The sequence below is a fragment of the Selenomonas ruminantium AC2024 genome, assembly GCF_000687995.1.
GTDB classification, from domain to species: Bacteria; Bacillota; Negativicutes; order Selenomonadales; family Selenomonadaceae; genus Selenomonas_A; species Selenomonas_A ruminantium_B.
The window spans coordinates 1,166,177-1,189,162 of the sequence record NZ_JIAC01000001.1 but is presented as its reverse complement, the minus strand read 5'-3'; the positions used below and the strand labels follow the sequence as shown (position 1 = coordinate 1,189,162).

Sequence of the window (22,986 nt, the reverse complement as noted above, 5' to 3'; positions counted from 1 at the left end):
CGAATATGTTGAGAAACTGGACACCTGCGAGGATGGCAGAAACAGCTATTCCAAAACGGACACATCCGCCACCTTTATGCGGATGAAAAAAGATTATATGCGCAACGACCAGCTGCTCCCTGCCTACAATGTTCAGTTTGGCGTGGCAGACGAATACATTGCGGTGGCAGATGTTAATCACTACCGTTCCGACATGAACTGTTTCGTTCCTTTAATCGAGCAGTTTCATAAGATTTATGGATTCTATCCGAAATACCCCGTTGCCAATGCAGGCTATGGTTCATACAACAACTACATTTACTGTGAGCAAAAAGGCATGGAGAAATGGAACTAGTAAGACTAGAGATTTTTCTGGTTTCTATAGGGCATAATCTTTATAAGTACCATAATAAAATCAATCGAGTAAAATTAGCCGCATAAACAGATAATAAGCTGCTCTATGGGGAAAGGGGCATTGCGCCCTTTTTTAGAGTACAATGGTATAAGATATAAAATCACGCAATAAAAAGGCGCTGTGGATAAAATGCTTTCGCATTTCATCACAGCGCCCTATAATTATCGTTATTTTATTTTCCCATAGCCGCCACAGCTGCAAATGCTTTTTCTGCCGCCGCAATGGTTCTATCAATATCCTCGTCCGTATGCGCGCCGCTCATAAAGAGAGTTTCAAACTGGGACGGAGCAAGGTAGATGCCCTGTTCGAGCATGGTCTTGAACCAGACCTTGAATTTTTCCTGGTCGGCGTTGCAGGAATCTTCGTAGTTCAGCACATCCTTTTCGCTGAAGAAGATGCCGAACATGGAGCCTGCCTGATGGGCCTGAATGGCAACACCTGCGGCTTTGGCTTTTTCCTGCCAGCCGAGGAGCAGTTTCTTCGTCTTTAAGGTCAGTTCACGGCTGTAATCGGCTTTGCCGTATTCCGGTTCAGCGGTGATAATCTGCAGCGTGGCAAGACCTGCGGTCATGGCCAACGGATTGCCGGAGAGCGTACCGGCCTGATAGACTGGGCCGGACGGCGAAACCTTTGCCATGATGTCCTTGCGGCCGCCGTAGGCTGCTACGGGCAGGCCACCGCCGATGATTTTGCCCAGGCAGGTCAAATCCGGCGTGATGCCGTAAGCTGCCTGTGCGCCGCCCAAGGAGGCACGGAAACCGCACATAACCTCGTCAAAAATCAGCAGGGCGCCGTGTTTTTCCGTAATGTCACGGAGTTTTTTAAGGTAGCCCTGTTTCGGCAAAACAAGGCCCATATTGCCGGCTACCGGCTCCACGATAACGGCGGCCACTTCGTCACCGACTTCTTCCATCACTTTCGTAATGGCTTCTTCATCATTGTAGGGTACGGAAATCGTATCCTGTGCCGTGCCTTTCGTCACGCCCGGCGAACTCGGCACGCCGAAGGTCGCCATGCCGGAACCGGCATTGACGAGCAGGCTGTCGCTATGACCGTGATAGCAGCCGATAAATTTGACAATCTTTTCCCTGCCCGTATAGCCGCGTGCCAGACGCAGAGCGCTCATGGTTGCTTCGGTGCCGGAGTTGACCATGCGAATGGTTTCGATGGACGGATAAACTTCCATTACGAGCTTTGCAAGTTCCGACTCAATGCAGGTTGGCGCGCCATAGCTCGTGCCGCGGGTGGCGGCTTCCTGCAAGGCTTTGACGACTTTTGGATGGGCATGGCCCACGACCATCGGCCCCCAGGAGCCAACATAGTCGATGTATTCATTGCCGTCGATATCGTAAATCTTATCGCCTAAAGCATGGTCGATAAACGGCGGGTTGCAGTCCACGCTCTTATAGGAACGCACGGGGCTGTTGACGCCGCCGGGCATGAGTTCTTTTGCTTCAGCAAAAGCAGCAGCGGATTTTTCCAGATTAAGCATTTGCATCCTCCTTCAGCCAGCGAGCCACATCCATAGCATGATAGGTGATGATGATATCAGCACCGGCGCGTTTCATGGAAAGCAGGGTTTCCATAACGATGCGCTTTTCATCAATCCAACCGTTCTTGGCGGCAGCCTTGACCATGGCATATTCGCCGCTGACGTTATAAACAGCCACCGGATGATGGATATGGTCACGCACCTGACGCACGATATCGAGATAAGCCAGCGCCGGTTTTACCATGATGATGTCAGCGCCTTCGGCAATATCGAGGTCAACTTCCTTGATGGCTTCATGGGCATTGGCCGGGTCCATCTGATACTGACGGCGGTCACCGAAAGCCGGCGCGCTGTCGGCAGCGTCACGGAAGGGGCCATAGTAACCCGAAGCGTATTTAACCGCATAGCTCATAATCGAGACATTCTGGAAGCCGTTTTCGTCCAAAGCTTCGCGGATAGCCGCCACACGACCGTCCATCATATCGGACGGTGCGATGATGTCCACACCGCACTGTGCCTGTGAAACAGCAACTTTCTGCAGGAGCTTCAAGGTTTTGTCGTTGTCCACATAATGGCCTTCGAGATGGCCGCAGTGACCGTGGTCGGTATACTCGCACATGCAGACGTCGCCGACAATCATAAGTTCGGGCACTTCTGCCTTAATCGCCTTGATGGCGCGCTGTACAGGACTCGTCATATCCCAGGCACTGGAGCCGTCAGCATCCTTGTATTCGGGAATGCCGAATACTTCCACGGAAGGAATGCCCAGTTCCCAGCATTTTTTCGCCGTCTTGACCGCTTCATCCACGGACAGATGATAGCAGCCCGGCATGGAGGGAATTTCCTCGCGGACGTTTTCGCCCGGCACGACAAACAGCGGATAGACAAAGTCCTTCACCGACAGGCTGGTTTCACGAACCATTGCCCGCATAGCGGGGCTGATGCGCATACGGCGCGGACGGAGTTTCTGTTCATACATAATACAACATCTCCTAGTTATTTGCAGATGGCCTCTACCAGACCATCAATGGTATACTCTTTGGCAATAATATCCGGCTCAATGCCTAAGGATTTGGCGGTGTCCGCCGTAACGGGGCCGATGCAGGCGGTCTTTACGCCCTTCAGCACCTCTGCCGAGCCGATAATGTTGACGAGATTTTTAACTGTGGACGAACTGGTGAAGGTCACCAGGTCAATGCGGCCAGCTTTGATGTCTGCGGCCAAAGCCTCGCCGTCCACCTGACCGCAGACCGTACGATAAGCAGGAGCGACTTCGACTTCTGCGCCCATCTCACGCAAGGTATCCGGCAGGACTTCCCGCGCTTCTTCGGCACGCGGAATTAGGATTTTGGCATGCGGTGGCAGTTTACCCTTCAGCGCTTCTACCACGCCTTCGGCGCGGTATTCCTGCGGGATAACGTCGGCCACAAGGCCGTACTGTTTGAGTTTCTCTGCCGTTGCCGAACCGATGGCGGCAATCTTGGCATAGCCTAAAGCGCGCGCATCCTTGCCTGCTTTGAACAGGCGGGCAAAGAAACGGCCTACACCATTAGCGCTCGTGAAAATCAACCAGTGATAATCCGCCACATGGTCAATGGCCTTATCGAGAGCCGCATAATTATCGGCGGGGTCGACCATGGAAATTGCCGGAGCTTCGAGAACTTCCGCGCCGAGGTTTTCCAATTTTGCCGTCAGCTTGGATGCCTGGTTGCGTGCCCGTGTTACGAGAATCCGCTTGCCAAACAACGGACGCTGGGAAAGGTTATCGAACCACTGCAGGCTGTCCCGCAGTTTCACGACTTCGCCCACGATAAAGATAGCGGGCGGCTTGATGCCGTTTTTCGCCACATCTTCTGCCGCCTTGCCCACGGTGGTAATCAGCGTGCGCTGTTCCGGCTTGGTGCCCCAGCGGATAACAGCAGCCGGGGTGTCGGCACTACGGCCGTTTTCGATTAATTTGCTCGTGATATGCGGCAGATTGGCTACGCCCATCAAGAACACAAGCGTATCCACGCCTGTAGCAAGGTGCTCCCAGCGCATATTGCTCTTGCCCTTAGTCGGGTCTTCATGGCCCGTCACCACAGCAAAGGAAGTTGCCACCGCGCGATGGGTTACGGGAATGCCCGCATAGGCCGGCACGGAAATCGCCGAAGTGATGCCCGGCACGATTTCAAAGGGCAGGTTGTTTTCGCGCAGGAGCAGCCCTTCTTCGCCGCCCCGACCGAATACAAAGGGGTCGCCGCCTTTGAGACGCACGACGCATTTGCCCTCTTTGGCCTTGTCCACCAACAGTTGGTTGATGTCTTCCTGTTTCATGGTATGGTTGCTCGATGCCTTGCCCACATAAATGTATTCGGCATCTTCCGGCGCCCAGCGCAAGATGCGGTCATCGGCCAGACGGTCATAGACGACAACATCGGCCATTTTGAGGCAATCCACTGCCTTCATGCTGATAAGCCGGTAATCTCCGGGGCCTGCACCTACTAAATAAACCATTCCTGCCATATATGTCATCCCTTTTCTATCTTATTTATTCTGCAACAAACCGAGTTCCTGCAGGATTTCCTGCCCGCCAGCGGCGAGGAGTTTTTCGGCCAGCGTTACGCCCAGTTTTTCCGCCTCACTAGCCTTGCCGCTGAGTTTATCGCGGTAGAGGCGCTGGCCGTCCAAAGAGGCGATTACGGCTTCTACCTGTATTTCGTCGTTGTCAGCAGGCACGGCATAAACACCAACCGGCACCTGACAGCCGCCCTCGACCCTGCCTAAGAATGCACGTTCTGCCTTGGCACAATGCACCGTGGCTTCGTCATTGAGGAATGCGAGCATTTCGCGCATCTCCGCATCGTCCTCACGGGTTTCAATGGCCAGTGCCCCCTGCCCTACAGCAGGCAGTACCATATCGCGGGGCAGAACTTCTGTGATACGCTCGCCAAAGCCCAGGCGTTTGAGTCCGGCCACGGCGAGAATGATGGCATCGAAGTTCTCGCTTTCGAGTTTGGCCAACCGCGTATTCACATTGCCCCGCAGGTCGCAGATGTTGAGGTCCGGGCGGGCATGCAAAAGCTGTGCCTTGCGGCGCAGGCTCGATGTACCTACTTTTGCGCCACAAGGCAACGCTGCAAATGTCTTAAATTTGGGGCTGACCACGGCATCACCGGGGTCAAAGCGTTTGGTAATCGCGGCAAGTGTAAGACCTTCGGGCAGCTCTGTCGGCATATCCTTGAGGCTGTGCACCGCAAGGTCAATGCCGCCCGAGAGCATATCCATTTCGAGTTCTTTGGTAAAAAGGCCCTTGCCACCGATTTTGGCCAAGGGAGCATCGAGAATCTTATCCCCCTTGGTGGTCATTAATTTGAGTTCGACTTTAAGGCCGGGATATTCTTCTTCCAGACGGCCTTTTACGTATTCTGCCTGCCAGAGAGCAAGCTTACTGCTGCGCGTACCGATAACGATTGTGTCTTTCTTCACTGGTTGCTGTCTCTCCTATCGTATCAAGTTTGAATAGCGCCCGCATGGCGTCGATATAGAACTGCTCGTTTTTCGTGCCGGCGGCAGAATTGAGCTTCATCATGGGCATGCGCAGAATCTTGCGCACAATCATGCGGCTCATATGTTCCACCTGCCGCCATTCCTCTTCCGTAAGCTCCGGCAGTTTGGAACTGGCCCGTTTTACCTCCCGCTGGCGGATGCGCTCACAGCGGTCAGAAAGCAGCGCCATCAACGGACGGAAAGAGAGGTACTGGAACTTTTCTTCAATGGAGGCCACTTCTTCGGCCACGATTTTTTCCGCCTGTTTGGCTTCCTGACGGCGTTCCTCGATATGTTCATCGACCACTTCTTCCAATGCGTCGATATTGTAGAGCGTTACGCCCTTGATATCGCCCACTTCGGGGTCAACATCGCGCGGAACGGCAATATCAATCAGGAATAACGGTCTGCCTTTTCGCTTGCTCATAAGCTGGCGGGTTTCCCAAGGCTTAATCACATAATGCGGCGCGCCCGTGGAGGTCACGATTACATCCACATCCACTGCCCGCTTCATGGCCTCCTTAAATGGAACCGCTTCGCCATTAAACTGCTCGGCCAAAAGCTGTGCCCGCTCAATATGGCGGTTGGCCACATAGATTTTCTTTACGCCGCGGGAGATTAAATGCTGTGCCGTAAGTTCTGCCATCTTTCCGGCACCGAAAATCAGGGCGCTGGCTTCATGCAGTTCGCCCAGTGCTTCACGCGCCAATTCCACAGCGGCATAACTTACCGACACGGAATTAAACTGAATGCGGGTTTCCGTACGCACCCGCTTGCCCGTGGCAATCGCCCGATGGAAAAGGGTATTTAATACCGTGCTCGTAGTGCCGGCTTCCCGTCCCATAGCATAGGCTTCCTTGACCTGCGAAAGAATCTGTCCTTCGCCAAGTACCAGCGAGTCAAGGCTCGATGCCACGCGGAATAGATGGTCAATACATGCTTCATCCGCGTAGTGATAAAGGTATTCGTCAATATCCTCCTCATTCCCCGTCAAATCAAAGAGGAACTGTTTCAAGGTGGCTAAATCCCGCTCTGCATCATCCACCACCGCATACATTTCACTGCGGTTGCAGGTGGAGAGGACAACCGCCTCCAAAATGCCCTCATAGGTTCCCAGATTTGCAAGACCGTTTTTCACCGCCGCCTTGGGGATGGAAAACCTTTCCCGCACATCAACAGGTGCTGTCTTGTGATTTAATCCCAGCATTAGTAATTCCATTTCTTACTTCTTCCTCCGCCTGGTCTAAATGACCCACTCTCACTAAATCAATAATCCCCTGGTTAAGACTCTGCCGCCACAGCCGTTCATGTTCCCGGCTGCCGCCCGGCATGGCCTTGATTTCATCCCGTAATACCATTAGCCGTTCCAAAAACTGCCCGAAACTATCCGGGTATTCATGCTCCAGCCGCTCACGCAAGAGCCGGGAAAAGGCAGGACTGCCTCCGCCAGTGGAAACCGTCAGCAAAAAATCGCCCCGCTGCACCTTAGAAGGCACGGAAAAATCCGTCTGCTCCGGGTCGGTTGCCGCATTAACCAAGGCGCCAATCTCTTTAGCCTCAGCAATAGCCGCTGCATTAGCCGCCGGATTATCCGCTGTGACAAACACCAACAACGGGCGCAGCTCTTTCAGCAGCCCGGCCTTAAACGCCTGTTCCAACCAGTCGAGACGTCCCGACTCTGCCAACTTCCGCAAATCATCCGTCACCATTGGCGCAATCACAGTCACCTGCGCTTCCGCGGCTAAAAGTCCCCGGACTTTCCGATAGGCGACCTGCCCGCCGCCCACGACCACACAGCTTTTGCCCGCCAGTTCCAAATTCAGCGGATAAAGCACCGAATCACCTTCCACTTGTTTTTTGTGAATACCTCTCAATTACGAATCGGATTCATCTTTCTACTATAATCTATTATACCTTATCCATACATGAAAAAAAAGCAGAAATCCATAAATTTTAGACTTCTGCTTTTGGAGTTTTTTACAAGAAAAGAACTTATTCCAAAGATATGATTTTATTCTTGAGCACATAGACCAAGGCCTGCGTCCTGTCCTCCACTTTCAGCTTACGCAGGACGCGGGTCATATGGTTCTTGACGGTCTTTTCGCTAAGCCCCAGCGCCTTGGCGATATCCTGATTGGAAAATCCCTTGGCTACGCATTCAAGCACGTCCATCTCCCGCGAAGTCAGGCGCTCGCCGCGGCTTTCATCGAGCATTTCCTTCGCCCTGCTCTCCACATCATCCGTCACCGTAGCACTGCCAAACAGCCGCTCCGCTAGTTCCGGATAAACAAAGGCATCACCACCGTTGACCACATGAATCGCCTTGATGAGTACCGCCGGTTCCACATCTTTTAAGAGATAACCCAATGCCCCGTTTTTGAGCATTTCCAAAACGTAGTTGTCACTATCGTGAATCGTCAGCGCAATAACCCGCGTTTCACAATCTGCCTGCTTGAGCTGTTTTACTACCTCCAAGCCGCTAAGCCCGGGCATATTGATATCCAAAAGCAGTACATCCGGCTGCAGCATGAGTGTCCGCGCCACAGCTTCCTGCCCGTCCTCAGCCTCACCGATAACCTCAAAGCCATCCTCAAAATTAAGTACTCGCTTTATTCCCTGTCGTAGAAGCGCATGGTCGTCTGCTATCAAAATTTTAATCGCCATACTCGTTTCTCCTTTATCTAATCTATAACCTCATAGCACATGCGCTTTCAGGAAAATCATGACTTCCGACTCCGTATGGCTATGCCGTACACTTTTGAAAAATGCCCCTAAGATGGGCAAATCGCCTAAAAATGGCACCTTGCTTAAACTATGGGATTCCTCACTGCCAATCAGCCCGCCAATCACCATAGTTTCCCCATCCTGCAGCCGCACCATGGTATCGGCACTGCGCCGCTGGAAACGGTACGCCTTCAAATCCGTCACAAATTCCGGCGTACTGACCTCCGTATGCACTTCCGCTGTAATCTGCCCTTCGGCATTGACCCGCGGAATACAACGCAGGATGATGCCAGCCTGCCGATAGGTCACCGTATTGGTTGTGGATGTTTCCGTCACCGTCTGCGTGGGCACCGGCACATCCCCACCGATATTGATGACCGCTTCATGCCCCTGAATGGTGGTGATATTAGGCCGTGCCAGAATCTTGGCCTTGCCGTCTGTCACCATGGCATTCAACTTGGCACTGAAATAAAACTCAAAGGGCTGCCCCTCGGGGCCATGACCGAACTGGATGATTCCCGGAATGTCCTCGTTTTTGCCATTGTAATAACGGCGCATTTCGTACTCCACCCGTTCATTTTCCCGGCCTTCATGGCGGTAAGTCTTGCGGGCTTCAGGATATTTGGGTAATTTTGACCATTCCCATTCCACACCTAAATTCTTCGCCGCATTCTTAGACAGGGCCACTACCTTGGCTTCAATGCTCACCTGTTTAGCGGGAATATCCACCTGCTGCAGAGCCTCCTGCAACCGCTGGGCTTCAGCGTCGGTGCCATAAAAAACGACCTTCCCGGCAGATTCATCCACGAGCACACGAGAAGAATTTTCCGCCACACTTGCCTTTTCAGAAGACTGCCCTTTTGCAGAGTTACCCGCTATGTTATTATCTTTCGTCATTTGGGACTTTTTTCCTGCTTCTCCCAAAGATAATTTTGCAACTTTCGCCAAATCAGCAGGCCGGGCATACTTCGCCTGATAACTGTGTACCCGCCGCAGAGCATTGCTCTTGTCCGGCGAGGTCAGTACATAGATGTTGCCATATTTTTCCAATAGCAGTCCCTGGGAAGCCGCTATGAGTTCCAAAATATTTGCCGGCTCTTCTTCCACATTGACGGTCACCGTTCCTCCGATGTTATCCGCCAGCAAAATATTGAAGCCACCCAGCCGGGCCACAGACATGAGCACCGTCCCTGTGGGCGCATTCTGCACCTGTAAATGCACTGGAGAAGCCAGCACCTTTATCGGATTCAGCCACAACAACAAAAGCAAACCAAACAGGCAAAACTTCTTTCCCCCCATATCACTTCGCCCCCGTCTCTGACATATTCAGGCTAAGCACTTGCCCGGAACGCTCCACCGTAACCGTAGCCGTGCCTATGCCCGTCACCTGCCAGCCATCTGCCCATTCCCCAACAGCTGCTGTCACCGTATTGCTGCCCACACGCAGCAGCGCCAGCCGCTGGCCATTGCCTTCCACGATGCCGCAAAGGGAAATCGCCGGAGCCGCGGGAACATTGCTCTGCTTTTCCGCTGCCACTGCAGCAGGCGGGGTGGCAGATGGCAATTCATTTTTAGAGGCCGGTAGCATCCCCTGAACTGGCTCCCCTTCCCGCTCATGGACAAATGAAAAAGGATTGCGCAATTCGTTGCCGGCTATCGCCTGCTGCAGACCGATAACCTCTGTCATCCCTGCCTGTTTCTCCGCAGATTCCTGCTTTGCCTGCAACACAAGAGGAGGCTTCTCTGCCTCATCGGCATACCAAGTCCCTGCTAACGCCAATAAAATAAAAATCCCCACTCCAGCAAGCAGCTTACGCTTCATTTTTCGCTCAAGCTCCATACTTTCGCCTTCTCTGTCCATACATCGTGGAAGTTTTATTTTATTATACATCCTGCAGGAAGTTTTTGCCAGCTTTTAATTCAGATTTGAGCCCTGTTCGTGGCACAAGGTCGGAGGAAAAATATTATCTGTTCCCACGGCGCCTTAATAAGCAGATGTAATGTACGCACTAAGCCCGGCGGCTGATAATGCTTTCCCGTCGCGTTAGGCAAGCCTGCATAAGCAGAGGGAAAGTATTATCAGCCGCCGGGCGTCTTAGCATATCGATGTAAACAAAACCGAATTTAGTTCTTAGCGACCAAATCCGCTTCCGTCAGCGTCCCTTCTTTGGCCTTCTGCGTCAATTCCGCCGTAGCCGTAAAGAGCACATCACTGGAGCTGTTCAGAGCTGTTTCGCAGGAATCCTGCAGTACGCCGATGATAAAGCCAACACCAACGACCTGCATAGCAATATCATTGCTGATACCGAACGAGGAGCAGGCCACCGGGATAAGCAGCAGAGAACCGCCCGCCACGCCGGAAGCACCGCAGGCACCAACGGTGGCGATAATGCAGAGCAGCAGGGCCGTGGGCAGGTCCACATCAATGCCCAGCGTATGAGCACAAGCCAAGGACAGCACCGCAATGGTGATAGCCGCACCGCTCATGTTGATAGTAGCACCCAGAGGAATGGAAATCGAATAGGTATCCTTATTGAGACCCAGGCGCTCGCACAAATCCATATTTACCGGAATGTTGGCTGCCGAGCTTCTCGTAAAGAAAGCATAAATGCCGCTTTCCCGCAAAGTCGTAAGTACCAGCGGATAGGGATTGCGATGAATATGCATATACACAATCAGCGGGTTCATGATGAGCGCTACGGAGAAGAACGCGCCCAGCAGAACGGCCAGCAGATGGAAGTAACCCATAATGGCCTCTGCGCCATTCGTGCCGATAGCATCCGCTACCAGCCCCATGATACCGAAAGGAGCCAGACGGATAACCCACTGCACGAGCTTCGTCACAGCCTTGGCAAAATCGTTCAGCGTCTGCTTCGTGCTGTCAGAAGCACTATGCAGAGCCACACCTGTCAGCACACCCCAAGCCAGGATGCCGATGTAATTGGCACTAGCAATGGCATGAATGGGGTTATCCACCACATTGAGCACAAGATTGTGCAGAACTTCCAGAATACCGCTGGGCGGCGTGAGCTTTGCATCCGCCAGCTGCAAGTGCAGCGTCGTGGGGAAAGCAAAGGAATAAGCCACCGCCACCAACGAAGCAAAGAAGGTGGCAAAGATATAAAGCCGTACAATGGGCCGCATAGATGCGCTGGCATCCGCATTTTTCTGTGCCATGGCATTCATAACAAGCACGAACACCAGCACCGGTGCCACACCTTTCAAGGCCCGGACAAACAAATCACCAAAGATGGACACCAGGGGCACCATCCCCGGCGCCGTCAAAGCGATGATAATACCAACTACTAAACCGACTGCGATTAGCTTGATGAGGGCAGTTTCCATATACTTTTTGCCGACTTTCCTAAACATGCTAATCATCCTCCTTCATTAAAAATCTTGTATTACGATAAGTGCGTTCACCCTTATGATACATCTGTTAGTATATACTATACTTTACACTTTTGCAAGGGTAAAATGTAAAAATGTTTTTTCTCAGTGAACGATTACCGATAATAAAAAATCACCGCGTACACATTTCTTTAATGTGTATGCGGTGAGAAGACATATTATGGAATTACAGCACGATTTTGCTAAAATCAGCCACTTTGTTAACCAGAGCATCGATGGCATGGAGCAGGGCCAGACGATTATTCTTAACCGCTTCATCCTTGTCCATAACCATAACCGCATCGAAGAAGGCATCGATGGGCTTAGCCAGTTCCTTCAATGCGTCAATGGCACCGACATAATCCTCACCATCTACGAGGCTGGCAACAGCACTGTTGGTGGATTTGTAAACATCATAGAGGGCTTTTTCTTCATCAGCCACAAAGACGTTTTCCTTGATTTCCGTTGCTTCGGCTTTTTTCGCCAGATTGGAAGCACGGACAAAGGCCTGAATGTTGGCGGCGGCATCTGCCGTTTCCACAAACTTAGCCACAGCAGCAGCGCGCAGGCTGACAGCGTAGATATCGTCTACGTTTTCAAGCACCGCATCCACCACATCATAGCGGACAGCTTCGAGCACGTTCTTGAGGCGCAGGCGCATGAAGTCAGCTACATCCGACTGCATCTTCGTGCGAACAGCCTCATCCGTCAAACCGTAGAGGTCCATGGATTTTGCTACAACCTTGGACAGGCTTACGTTCCATTTGGCTTCAATCAGCATATTCACAAGGCCGAGAGCCTGACGGCGCAGAGCAAACGGGTCCTGAGAGCCCGTCGGAATCTTGCCGCGGGAGAAGGTACCTACGATGGTATCAATCTTATCGGCCATGCTCACGATGCGGCCAGCATCCGTCTGCGGCTGGTTGTCGCCGGCAAAGCGCGGCATATAGTGCTCGTCAATGGCAATGGCCACGTTTTCGCACTCGCCATCAAGTTTAGCATATTCACGGCCCATAATGCCCTGCAGTTCCGTGAATTCCGTTACCATGCCGGTTACGAGGTCAGCCTTGGACAGAAGGGCTGCACGCTTGGCATGCTTATGTGCCTTTTCGTCTGCACCGATTTCGTCGGCGATAAAGCCGGCCAGTTCCACGAGGCGCTCGGATTTTTCGTACATCGTGCCAAGGCCCTGCTGGAAGACAACGGTCTTGAGTTTTTCACGGTGTTCTTCGAGACTCTTCTTGCGGTCTTCGTCAAAGAAGAACTGCGCATCAGCCAGGCGGGCACGCAGTACGCGCTCGTTGCCGTGCTGTACCGTTTCGAGGTGTTCACTGCCACCATTGCGCACCGTGATAAAGAGCGGCAGGAGCTTGCCGTCTGCAGTCTTAACCGGGAAGTAACGCTGATGGTCGCGCATCGGCGTGATAACCGTTTCCGGCGGCAGTTCCAGATATTTTTCTTCGAACTTGCCGCACAGTGCCGTCGGATATTCGACGAGGTAGAGCACTTCTTCGAGCAGGTCTTCGGTGATTTCAGCCTTGCCGCCGTTCTTTTCGGCAACTTCGGCAATCTGCTCACGAATCATGGCCTTGCGCTTTTCCTGGTCAACGATGACAAAGTTTTCTTCGCAAGCCTTTTCGTATTCAGCAGCACTGTTGATGGTGAAATCGCCCTGGGACAGGAAACGGTGGCCACGGGAAACCTTGCCGGATTTAACCTCGGCCACTTCGAAGGGCACAACTTCTGCATCATAGAGGGCAACAATCCAGCGCAACGGACGAATGAACTTGAAGTCCAGGTCGCGCCAGCGCATGTTGTTCGGGAAGTTCAGGCCGCAGATGAGTTCCGGCAGAATGGTCTGCAGAAGCTCCGCCGTTTCCTTGCCCTTTTCATGTACCATGGCATAAACATAGCCGTCTTTTTCCACAAGGTCTTTCGGGTCAATGCCCTGACCACGGGCAAAGCCCTGAGCAGCCTTGGTCGGGTTGCCGTCAGCATCAAAAGCGATAGCTGCGGACGGGCCACGGTTTTCGCTTTCCACATCTTCCTGCTTTTCCGCGAGGTCTTTGACCAAGAGAGCCGTGCGGCGCGGCGTACCGATGGTGCGGATTTCCCCGCAGGCAATGCGGCTGTCAGCAAAAGCCTTAGCGGCATTTTCCTTTAACTGGGCAAGGATGCCCGGCATGACATGTGCCGGTACTTCTTCCGTGCCGATTTCTAACAGTAAATCCTTGCTCATTATTTCTTCTCCCCTCTATGCAGCATTGGGTATCCTAATTCCTCACGCTGTTTCAGATAACATTCAGCGCAGAGACGTGCCAATTTACGCACGCGGCCGATAAACGCCGTACGCTGGGACACGGAGATAGCACCGCGCGCATCCAGCAGGTTGAAGGTATGGGAGCACTTGAGCACATAGTCATAAGCCGGATGTACATAACCTTCAGCGATTACGCGCACTGCTTCGGCTTCGTACTTGTCAAACATCTCGAACAGCAGTTTTTCGTCGGAGAGGTCGAAGGCATAAGCGGACTGCTCGTACTCGTTCTGATGGAATACATCACCGTAGGTGTAGTCATCCGTCCACTGAATGTCGTAAACATTTTCGACACCCTGAATGTACATGGCAAGGCGTTCCAGACCGTAGGTGATTTCCGAAGCGACAGGCTTAACGTCCTGGCTGCCCACCTGCTGGAAGTAGGTGAACTGGGTGATTTCCATGCCGTCGAGCCATACTTCCCAGCCCAGGCCCCAAGCGCCGAGCGTCGGAGATTCCCAGTTATCCTCTACGAAGCGGATATCGTGCTGTTTCGGGTCAATGCCGAGGCGTTCCAAGCTTTCGAGGTAAAGTTCCTGAATGTTGTCCGGGGACGGCTTCATGATAACCTGGAACTGATGATGCTGATACAGACGGTTCGGGTTATCGCCATAGCGGCCATCGGCAGGACGACGGGACGGCTCTACATAAGCCACATTCCACGGCTCCGGGCCAAGTACACGCAAAAAGGTCGAGGGGTTCATCGTGCCCGCACCTTTTTCGACATCATAAGGCTGTGCTAAGATACAGCCCTGCTCTGACCAGAATTTCTGCAGAGCCAGGATGATTTCCTGAAATTTCATAGGTACAACTCCTTTTTCTCCTGTTACGGCTGACAGTTCATATACTAAAAAGTCCCGCCCCCGTAACGCACTCGTTACAGGGACGAGACTATATTTCTATATTCCCGCGGTTCCACCCTGATTGGTTTCTACTATATAATAGAAGCCCACCTCAAAGTTTTCTCTTGTCTTTTGCTCCAAAGTGCCCTTCACGCTCTGACCGGCTTGCACCGTCCCGGCCTCGCTAAGTGCGCGCTACTCCTCTTTTTCATCGCTGAGGTCAATTTTAGCAAACTTGGGAAAAGCTGTCAATCCTCAGCACTTCCTTGAAGGAAAAAACTCACCAAAAGCGAATTATAGGGTAGCAAGATTATTTTCCGAATTTTCAAGGAGGCATGAAGCATCATGGGAAAACTCGATATTGCCAAAGGTCAGTTTCTCCACCGCAAAGATGATACCGTAAATGATATAGCCATCATCCTCAAAGGCAGTTTTACCATCAGTGACGGCGCAGATATCAACCTGCCGGTTGGCAACGGCACGATTTTAGGCGCCTTCCATCCCGCCGGTGGAACGTATCGCTACAACTTCCAGGCCGCCGAGGACAGCACCCTCTTTGTCTACGATTACACGGATGAGGACGATTTAGCAGCCGCCATCACCGCTACGCCTACGATTGCTCCTGTGATGGTATCCGCTAGTGTAAATTTCCTCAATCAGCTGGCCGATACCCTCTCCGAACTCTACGAAGCAGGCTGCAAGCTATGTAAGGACGCCAAAGCCAACTACAGCGATTACAAGAATATCTGTGCCCGGCTGATGGTCCCTCCCCAAATGTTCGAGGGCATCAACGTGCTTGTGCCGCCTGAAAAACCGGATATTCTCGATAGCTGGCAAATGTCGCTCTGCCGTGCTGCCTTGGATAAAAATGACCTGCTGCGCAAGGAATGCTACCCTGCCGACATCCATTTCTGTGTAGGTGTCATTATGCTCTCTGCCCAGATGGCGCGGATTATACAGCAGGAAATTGATAAATCCCAGACGTTTATTCAACAGATAAAGAACGATACCGACGAGTTCATGCGGGAATACCACTCGCAAAAATCCAAATTCGATGATGCCGCGCGTCAGGAAGCATTGGAGTCCGGCAGCGGCAGTCTGCCCCAAATCAAGAACGCCCTGACCACCATTCTGGCCTTTGCCGAAACCAACCGGGATATTGGGGATGCCTTTGGCCGGGATATCCGCGCCTTTATGAAGGCCCCGGACAAAGCAGAAAAATCGGCCGAAATGCGCCGTCTGCGCGGTGACATCACCACGAACTTCTATACCATATATGAAGCGGCGTTCTTCAAGAGCCTGACCACCGACGACATTCCCGCCGAGGTCAAGATGTTCCTGCTCTTCGGCTTCGTCGATGAAGAACTGGCCGGAGAAGAAAACACCGCCGAACTCTATAAGTATGCGGTACTTTGGGAAGATGACCCCAACAAACGCGTCCTGCCTGCTTATAAATGGCTCAAAAAAATCTATCACGGTGAAGTACCTCCCTCCAAAGATGAATTTGACAATGACTGGCCCGACCATCTCAAGGAAGAAGTACGTCAAGGCAACCTGACACAGGCCCAGGCCGATGCCATGCTGGACGATACCAAAGCCATGGCTTCCTTTGAACTGCACAATATGGTCACCGGCGCCAACAAGATGACCTACGGCAGTATCTTCTCCTTTATCCCGGCCTTCTACGCCCAGTCGGTCAGCCGTCCGCTCGAAAACTGTCTCGTAACCGCCCAGCGGGCCACCGATGAACTCAACCATGTACGCAGCATTGACTTTGGCTGCTTCTACCGTCCGGCTTACGCCACCTATCCGCAGCTCAAAATCAATCGCTTCGACTACAATCAGGAAATTCTGCCCTACATCGTCCTGATGCCCAACTACGGCAGCCGCGGCGTCATGTGGCAGGAAATCGAAGGGCGCAAACGCACCACGCCTGCCCACATGGTGGTGTCCATCCTTCATTCCGAAGACCTCTTTGACACCTTTATCAAAATGTGTGCCCAATTCCGTTGGGAAATGTGCAAGCGCATTCAGGGCGTACACTACAGCGATATCTCCGAGCCGTCCCTGACCTCCGAATACTGCAACTACCTGCAGTTTTACAAGAAAAATTCCAGCCTATCCGCCGATATGAAGGAAAAAGTCAAAACCGCCCTCAAGCGCAACAGCAACAGCTACAGCAATGTCTTTGCCTCCGAATACGAAATGTTCCTCAAGGCGGAATCCGAAGGCCTGCCCCGCCTCAACAAAGTTTCCCGGGAAATCCTGTTCAAATACTGCACCTTCTCGCAAGCATACCGGGACAAACTGCTGATTAATCCCCAGTACAAACCACTCATTGAACGCTGGCTTGTCGGCAGGGATGACCGGGCCCGCACCCTTGAACTATTCTCCCGCAGGATTTTGACCCAGACAAAGGAACTGCCCGAGGAAGTACAGATTGAGGCCGAATATTTGAAGCTCTAAATATCACAAAGAAAGCGTGTATCTGACTGTCAAATTGACTTGTCAGATACACGCTTTCTTTTGACTTGTCAAAATTGACATGTCAAGCCGATTATTTGGGTCTGAAATTATCAGAATCCCGCCGTCTTATTCTCCACCATGCGGAAGAGTTCGGATTCTTCGGGGATTTGGGTATAGTTCAGGATTGCCTTATGCAGGCCTTTTTCCTGAATAGCGCCCTGCACTTCCTGCGCTTCTTTATCGCCGTCATAGTCGAAGTGGAAGGCAGCTCCGATTACGGTGGCCAGCGCCGAGGGTTTCTGGCCCTGTGCCAAAAGCTGGGTGGCGGGGCTTACCAGTCTATCCTTTGCGCCAAGTTTGCGTTTGGGGCCGCGGGCTACTCTTGTCACTTCATCGCTAAGATGCGGGTTGCGGAATCGGTTTTCGGTGGTCTTAACGTATTCTTCGTGCTTTTTGGGGTCAAAGCCAAACTTACGCACGAGCAAGTCACCGGTTTCCTGCCAAACCTTGCGCGCCATATCCACGATGTTTTTATCCTGCATGGCGCTGTAAATATCCTTGATGCCTTTGCGATAAGCAAGGTACGCAATGGAGGCATGACCGGTGTTTACGGTAAAGAGTTTGCGCTCGATATAGGCTTCGAGGTTTTCCACCCAGGTCAGGCCCTCAATCTGCGGCGGTTCGCCTTTGGCCTGCGTCACATTGGCATCCCATTCGGCATAGGGTTCAACCTGCACGAGCAGGGGGTCGTCATTTTTCTGCAGGGGTACTATTCTGTCCACAGCGGCATCGGGGAAGCCGATATATTTAGCCACGTCTTCTTTGGCTTCTTCCGGCAGGTTTTCTTCGACAAAACCTTTGAGCACCGTGGAGCCGCCCACCATGTTTTCACAGGCGATGACGTTCAAGGGCTGCTGATTCACCTTCACGCGTTCTGCAAGGCCTGCCGCCAGATTTGGCGCAATGAATTTCAGGATATTCGGGCCGATAGCCGTCGTGATGATATCGGCTTCGCAAATGGCCCTGATGAGTTCTTCGGGATGGGCGGCGCTGTTGATGGCGCGCACATGTTCCACATGAATGATTTCGGGCTTATCCCCGACGATTTTAATATCGTAAGCGCGGCGCTCATTGATTAAATCGACAAGTTCTGCATTGACGTCCACGAACGTCACTTCGTAGCCGGAGCGCACCAGGAGTTCTCCGATAAAGCCTCTGCCGATATTGCCTGCACCGAAATGGATTGCCTTTTTCATTTTCATTACCTCCAAAATTTATCAATAAAATAGTCCCTTTTCCGCAGGGTATACGCCTGCGCGGAAAAGGGACATGTACTATTCAGATTTGATTAGTTTGCCAATGCGAAACGTTCATAGAGCACGTTGGCGTCTTTGGTGTTGTAGAGTTTTTCCAATTCCTCGTCACTGCATTCATCCATCGTTGCGGCGATGTTGGCGAGGATGGAGAGATGGTCGTTGTCTTTGCCGGCAATGCCCACGAGGATATGGGCGGTGTCGTTGCCGAACTTGATGCCTTCGGGGTACTGGAGCACCACGATGCCAGACTGACGGATGGTATCTTTGACAGCGGCTTCGCCATGGGGAATGGCAATGCCTTTGCCCACATAGGTGCTGATATCGGCTTCGCGTTTGAGCATGCCTTCGATGTAACCTTCATCCACAAAACCTGCTTTAACCAGAGCTTTACCGGCGGCGGTGATGGCTTCTTCCTTGCTCACACTTTTAAGGCCGAGCTGGATATTCGTGAGGTCCAAAACGTGTTTTTCGCGGGAACCGGACTGACCGGCAGCCATTACGCCATCCATCTTGTTTTCGGAAAGGCGGGCGATAATCTGCTCAAACACATCATTCTGCGTGAAATTGCGCACGAGGATATGTTCAGCCTGCGGGGAATCTTCCATAGCACGCTGTGCCAGTTTTTCATGGGTGACAACAATCTGCGCATCCTTGGGGATATTGCCAATGGCGGCGTTGGTTACAGAGATATGCGTGTAACCTGCATTGCGCAGTTTCTTGCGCAGGCTGGCAGCACCGAGGGCGCTGGAGCCCATGCCGGCATCACAAGCATAAACGATGCGTTCCAGTTCGCTGCCGCTGATGCGTACAGCACTTACAGTGACCTGACCGCGCTGTTTGCGTTCCTGCATAGCTGCTTTTGCTTCTTCGAGGGATTCGCCGCTTTCCTCGCTAGCGGAAACTTTAATGAATACCGATGCTACGGCACAGGAAACCACCGTGGCTACGAGGAAGTCTGCCATGTTGGCGATGAAAGCGCCTTTCGGGGTCATGGCGAGCACCGCGATAATGGAACCCGGAGAGGACGGAGCGATAAGGCCGCCGCCTAAGAGCTGCAGCGTTGCTACACCAGCCATACCACCAGCGATAACGGCAATCAGGAGTACCGGCTTCATGAGGACATAGGGGAAGTAAATTTCATGGATACCACCCAAGAGGTGAATAATCATCGCACCGGGAGTGGAATCTTTAGCCATGCCTTTGCCAAAGAACCAGTAAGCCAGCAGTACGCCAAGGCCGGGGCCGGGGTTTGCTTCGAGCAGGAAGAACATGGACTTACCAAATTCTTCGGCCTGCTGAATGCCCAGCGGCGAGAGCACGCCATGGTTGATGGCGTTGTTGAGGAAGAGTATCTTCGCTGGTTCGATGATAACAGATGCCAGCGGTAAAAGACCTGCTGCCACAATGCCTTCCACGCCAGAGCGCAGCACGCCATTAGCAGCCAGCACCACGGGGCCAACGCCGACAAAAGCGAGCACGGCCAAAACACCGCCTAAGATACCTGCCGAGAAGTTATTGACGAGCATTTCAAAGCCCGTGGGAATCTTGTCCTCGATGGCGGCATCGAATTTCTTCATCAGGTAGCCAGCCAGCGGGCCCATAATCATGGCGCCCAGGAACATGGGAATATCGGCACCGGCGATAACACCCGCCGTAGCAATGGTACCGACCACGCCGCCGCGATGTTTGTAAACAGCCGCACCGCCGCTATAACCTAAGAGCAGGGGAATGAGCCATTTGCTCATGGGGCCGCCCACCTGCGCTAAGTATTCATTGGGCAGCCAGCCCGTGGGAATAAAGAGCGCCGTCAAAAAGCCCCAGGCGATAAATGCCCCAATGTTCGGCAAAACCATACCGGACAAAAACCGGCCAAATTTCTGCATTGCTTCCTGAAAACCCAAGCTCTGTGCAGAACTCGTCGCTGTACTCATGGATTATCCCTCCATCAATTCCTTGTATTTCTTGGCATGAAACTGGCGGAAAATGCGGATTAACTCATCATGGATAAGCCGCTTATCCCCTTCATGCAACACTTCGATAAAGCCCCACCGTTCGAGTAGAATGGCGGATATATAACCTATTGTTTCCAGTTCATACTGACTGCATTCCTTCGGTGCCACCATCACCGCCGCCGTACGGATTTTCTCTGTAGGTTCAGCGGGATAGAAGAAAAAGTCACCGACATGGACAATGCCAAAATGAATTTCCTGTACATAGCTGCTGCGGCAGTGCAGCAGAATCATATGATTGCCGCTGACTGCTGTGCTGCCCTTGTCTTCCCTGGCTAAAAGTTCCTTGGCCACGTTCTCCGCTACCTGCTTATCCGCGCTTATGAGCCTGCCAGCCAGCTGGGAAATTTCCTGCACCGTCATGGACTTTGCATCCTCCGCGAAGAAAAAGCCCTCGATAAGTGTCAGGATTGCCTGTTCGTAAGCGCCCATGATTTTAAGGGCGCTTACAAAATCCGGCTTGGCGGCGGCTGCTGGAACCTCTGCCCGTTCGGCGGGCAGCTGCTTGTCGAGCAGGCCGTCAATTTTTTCCTGGTCGGCAGGTGTGAGCAGGGCACTTACGACCACCACCGGCAGCGGTACATGCGGTATCGGCACCGTCGCGATGATAAAATCAGCCTCGTGCTCACGAAAGTAAGCGGGGGTAAGCTGCATAGTGGAAACCATATCGTGAACGATAATATTGTCATACTGCTGGCGCAGGCGGCTTGCCAAAAGACGGCTCGTGCCCATCCCCGTGGGACACGCCACAATCACACGGCGCTGCAATTTCTTGAGCGTCTGATTGTCGTTGAGCGCCGCGCCCAGATGCATGGCAATATAGGCGATTTCCTCCTCGGGAAAAACGATTTCCAGTTCCCCTTCGATATCCTTGACACTGGCTGCCGCCAGCTGCATAAGCTCCGGATAATTGCTGTTCATCTCCCCGAGCAGCGGATTGCGTATCGGCATCCCCATTTTTAACCTGCTGATGGACGGCCCCAAATGATTGACCAGCCCCGTCAGCAGTGCCGAATTGCGATATAATTTCTGACCACTGATTTTTTCCGCCGCCCCCATCACGGCTTTAGCCATGCGCACCAGATGAAAGTTATCCAGTGACGCCGGCATACCCTGTGGCTGGTAGCGGCTGCGGGCGCCTAAGATATGCATGGCGATATAGCCTGTCTCCGCCTCGTTTATCGTGATGGCAAATTCGTTAGCGATTTTTGCGCCCAAATCTGCCGCCAGCTTAAACTCAGGTTTCGACTGTAAATCCGCCAGCACCTCAGGTGCCAGTTTGATGGGTTCATGGCGCCGAATCCTCTGTACTGCCAATGCCAAATGCACCAGCAGCCCCACAAAGGCCTGGTCGGACAGCCGCCCATCCAACGATTTTTCCGTTTGCCGGATTAAGCGTTCCAAACGCTGAATGATTTCTTTATCGACTAAATCCAGCAGGTGGGAGGAAGCCATGCTCACTGCCTGTCCATCCTCGGCCAGATTGGCCTGCACAAGCGACAACAGCTCCTGCTCACCTACATTTTCATAAATATACGCTACGATTGCCTGCCGGATACTTGCTTCCTTACCTTCGATATAGACACCCAGACCGGGTTTTCGGACAAGTTTCAGCCCATGTCCCTTAAACCAGCTTTCCAGCCTGTCCAAATCCTTGCTGATGGTGCCATCGGTTACGCCTAAGAGCGATGCAAGAGTAAAGAGTTTTACCGGCTCTTGATTGGGAAGCAGCTGGCTGACGATAATCGACCGCCGCTCCTCCGGAGTAAAAGTCTTATCATTCACCTGCCCCAGAAATTCCTTGAGCGAAGCCATCGCTTCGGCACCGCCGTCTATGGAAAAGCCCGCCCCTTTTTTGCGGGAAAGGTCAAGTCCATAAGGCTTTAGCGCCTCTGCCACGGCTGGCAGTTCTCTTGATACGGTTTTCGTGCTGACACCCAGCCTTTCGGCCAGCTCGCCTGCACTCTGGAAAGGATTTTCCCCTTCCGTCAAAATTTTTAAGATTGCTGTGGTTCGCTCACGCAGATTCATTTTCACTTTGCCTCCTATGATCACTCAGAAGCGTATCAAAACCGATTTAAGTAATTCGTGTTTCGATGGTTTTATTATACGGGTTATTCCGATTTTATACAAGTTAAAGACATTCAATCTTGTCCAATAACGAGCAGGACAAAAATAAAGAATCATTCAGACCTAAAAAGATTTCCCCACACGTATAAATTGCAGTTTGTTAGTGCGTACTGAAATATTATTGTTACAACTCAATGGGGGCGGAGGTGGTAATACTTTTTGCCGTTGCACTGAATGACCCACAAGGAAATTTATGGGCTTTTTAGGTACCTGCGCCGGGCAAGACCGTCGGCGCGTATATTCAGCCCAGTATTTAGTCTGTGCCGTTTGTGGGCCAGTCCTCACTGCGTTCGGACAGTCGTTCCACGGCGAAAAGCATCACCACCTCCGCCCTAAGCGATGTCCGTATAAGACGACATTTTCGTAGTGACAAGCAAC

17 protein-coding genes are annotated in these 22,986 nt (G+C 52.3%); 2 read left to right on the top strand and 15 right to left on the bottom strand.

Going from position 1 to position 22,986, the window contains the following annotated elements; all coding sequences use genetic code 11:
• Positions 1–82 precede the first annotated feature (82 nt).
• Complete coding sequence (locus tag P157_RS15465) at positions 83–334, top strand: hypothetical protein (RefSeq protein WP_155266706.1); 252 nt, start codon at positions 83–85, stop codon at positions 332–334.
• A 232-nt stretch (positions 335–566) separates the two neighbouring features.
• Here the strand turns inward: P157_RS15465 and hemL are convergent, their stop codons facing one another.
• From hemL to glyQ, 12 genes are all read right to left on the bottom strand, one after another.
• Complete coding sequence (gene hemL, locus P157_RS0105495; RefSeq protein WP_026760116.1) at positions 567–1,886, bottom strand: glutamate-1-semialdehyde 2,1-aminomutase; 1,320 nt, start codon at positions 1,884–1,886, stop codon at positions 567–569.
• Positions 1,879–2,865, bottom strand: coding sequence for a porphobilinogen synthase (hemB, locus tag P157_RS0105490; protein ID WP_026760115.1), 987 nt, complete (start codon positions 2,863–2,865; stop codon positions 1,879–1,881). The genes hemL and hemB overlap by 8 nt, the downstream gene beginning before the upstream one ends.
• A gap of 17 nt (positions 2,866–2,882) precedes the next feature.
• Positions 2,883–4,391, bottom strand: coding sequence for a uroporphyrinogen-III C-methyltransferase (gene cobA / locus P157_RS0105485; RefSeq protein WP_026760114.1), 1,509 nt, complete (start codon positions 4,389–4,391; stop codon positions 2,883–2,885).
• Between the two features lie 21 nt (positions 4,392–4,412).
• The gene (hemC, locus tag P157_RS0105480) at positions 4,413–5,354 is read right to left on the bottom strand and encodes a hydroxymethylbilane synthase (RefSeq protein WP_026760113.1); all 942 of its coding nucleotides are present in this window, start codon (positions 5,352–5,354) and stop codon (positions 4,413–4,415) included.
• Positions 5,314–6,633, bottom strand: a complete 1,320-nt coding sequence (gene hemA, locus P157_RS0105475; protein WP_026760112.1) for a glutamyl-tRNA reductase — start codon at positions 6,631–6,633, stop codon at positions 5,314–5,316. Before hemA ends, hemC begins: the two co-directional genes overlap by 41 nt.
• Entirely contained in the window at positions 6,587–7,264 is a 678-nt protein-coding gene (locus tag P157_RS0105470; protein ID WP_230578444.1) for a precorrin-2 dehydrogenase/sirohydrochlorin ferrochelatase family protein, read from the bottom strand. The genes hemA and P157_RS0105470 overlap by 47 nt, the downstream gene beginning before the upstream one ends.
• 142 nt (positions 7,265–7,406) lie before the next feature.
• Positions 7,407–8,078 carry a response regulator gene (locus P157_RS0105465; RefSeq protein ID WP_026760110.1) on the bottom strand — a complete coding sequence of 224 codons (672 nt, stop codon included), beginning with the start codon at positions 8,076–8,078 and terminating at the stop codon, positions 7,407–7,409.
• 30 nt (positions 8,079–8,108) lie between these two features.
• The gene (locus tag P157_RS0105460; RefSeq protein WP_037368146.1) at positions 8,109–9,437 is read right to left on the bottom strand and encodes a secretin N-terminal domain-containing protein; all 1,329 of its coding nucleotides are present in this window, start codon (positions 9,435–9,437) and stop codon (positions 8,109–8,111) included.
• A gap of 1 nt (position 9,438) precedes the next feature.
• Positions 9,439–9,978, bottom strand: coding sequence for a hypothetical protein (locus tag P157_RS0105455; protein ID WP_026760108.1), 540 nt, complete (start codon positions 9,976–9,978; stop codon positions 9,439–9,441).
• A 284-nt stretch (positions 9,979–10,262) separates the two neighbouring features.
• Positions 10,263–11,510: a serine/threonine transporter SstT gene (gene sstT / locus P157_RS0105450; RefSeq protein WP_026760107.1), complete on the bottom strand. Its 1,248-nt coding sequence runs from the start codon at positions 11,508–11,510 to the stop codon at positions 10,263–10,265.
• 205 nt (positions 11,511–11,715) lie between these two features.
• Positions 11,716–13,767 (bottom strand): glycine--tRNA ligase subunit beta, encoded by a 2,052-nt coding sequence (gene glyS / locus P157_RS0105445; RefSeq protein ID WP_026760106.1) that lies wholly within the window; start codon positions 13,765–13,767, stop codon positions 11,716–11,718.
• Entirely contained in the window at positions 13,767–14,648 is an 882-nt protein-coding gene (glyQ, locus tag P157_RS0105440) for a glycine--tRNA ligase subunit alpha (RefSeq protein WP_026760105.1), read from the bottom strand. The genes glyS and glyQ overlap by 1 nt, the downstream gene beginning before the upstream one ends.
• Before the next feature lie 384 nt (positions 14,649–15,032).
• On the opposite strand from glyQ, the gene P157_RS14860 reads away from it, so the two are divergent.
• Entirely contained in the window at positions 15,033–17,153 is a 2,121-nt protein-coding gene (locus P157_RS14860; RefSeq protein WP_026760104.1) for a cyclic nucleotide-binding domain-containing protein, read from the top strand.
• A 110-nt stretch (positions 17,154–17,263) separates the two neighbouring features.
• Here P157_RS14860 and P157_RS0105430 read toward each other — a convergent pair whose 3' ends face one another.
• The 3 genes from P157_RS0105430 to P157_RS13940 form a co-directional block, all read right to left on the bottom strand.
• A complete protein-coding gene (locus P157_RS0105430; protein WP_026760103.1) occupies positions 17,264–18,409 on the bottom strand; it encodes a mannitol-1-phosphate 5-dehydrogenase in 1,146 nt (381 codons plus the stop codon).
• 92 nt (positions 18,410–18,501) lie between these two features.
• Positions 18,502–20,400 (bottom strand): PTS mannitol transporter subunit IICBA, encoded by a 1,899-nt coding sequence (locus tag P157_RS0105425; RefSeq protein ID WP_026760102.1) that lies wholly within the window; start codon positions 20,398–20,400, stop codon positions 18,502–18,504.
• Between the two features lie 3 nt (positions 20,401–20,403).
• Positions 20,404–22,509 carry a BglG family transcription antiterminator gene (locus P157_RS13940; RefSeq protein ID WP_051598512.1) on the bottom strand — a complete coding sequence of 702 codons (2,106 nt, stop codon included), beginning with the start codon at positions 22,507–22,509 and terminating at the stop codon, positions 20,404–20,406.
• Positions 22,510–22,986 lie beyond the last annotated feature (477 nt).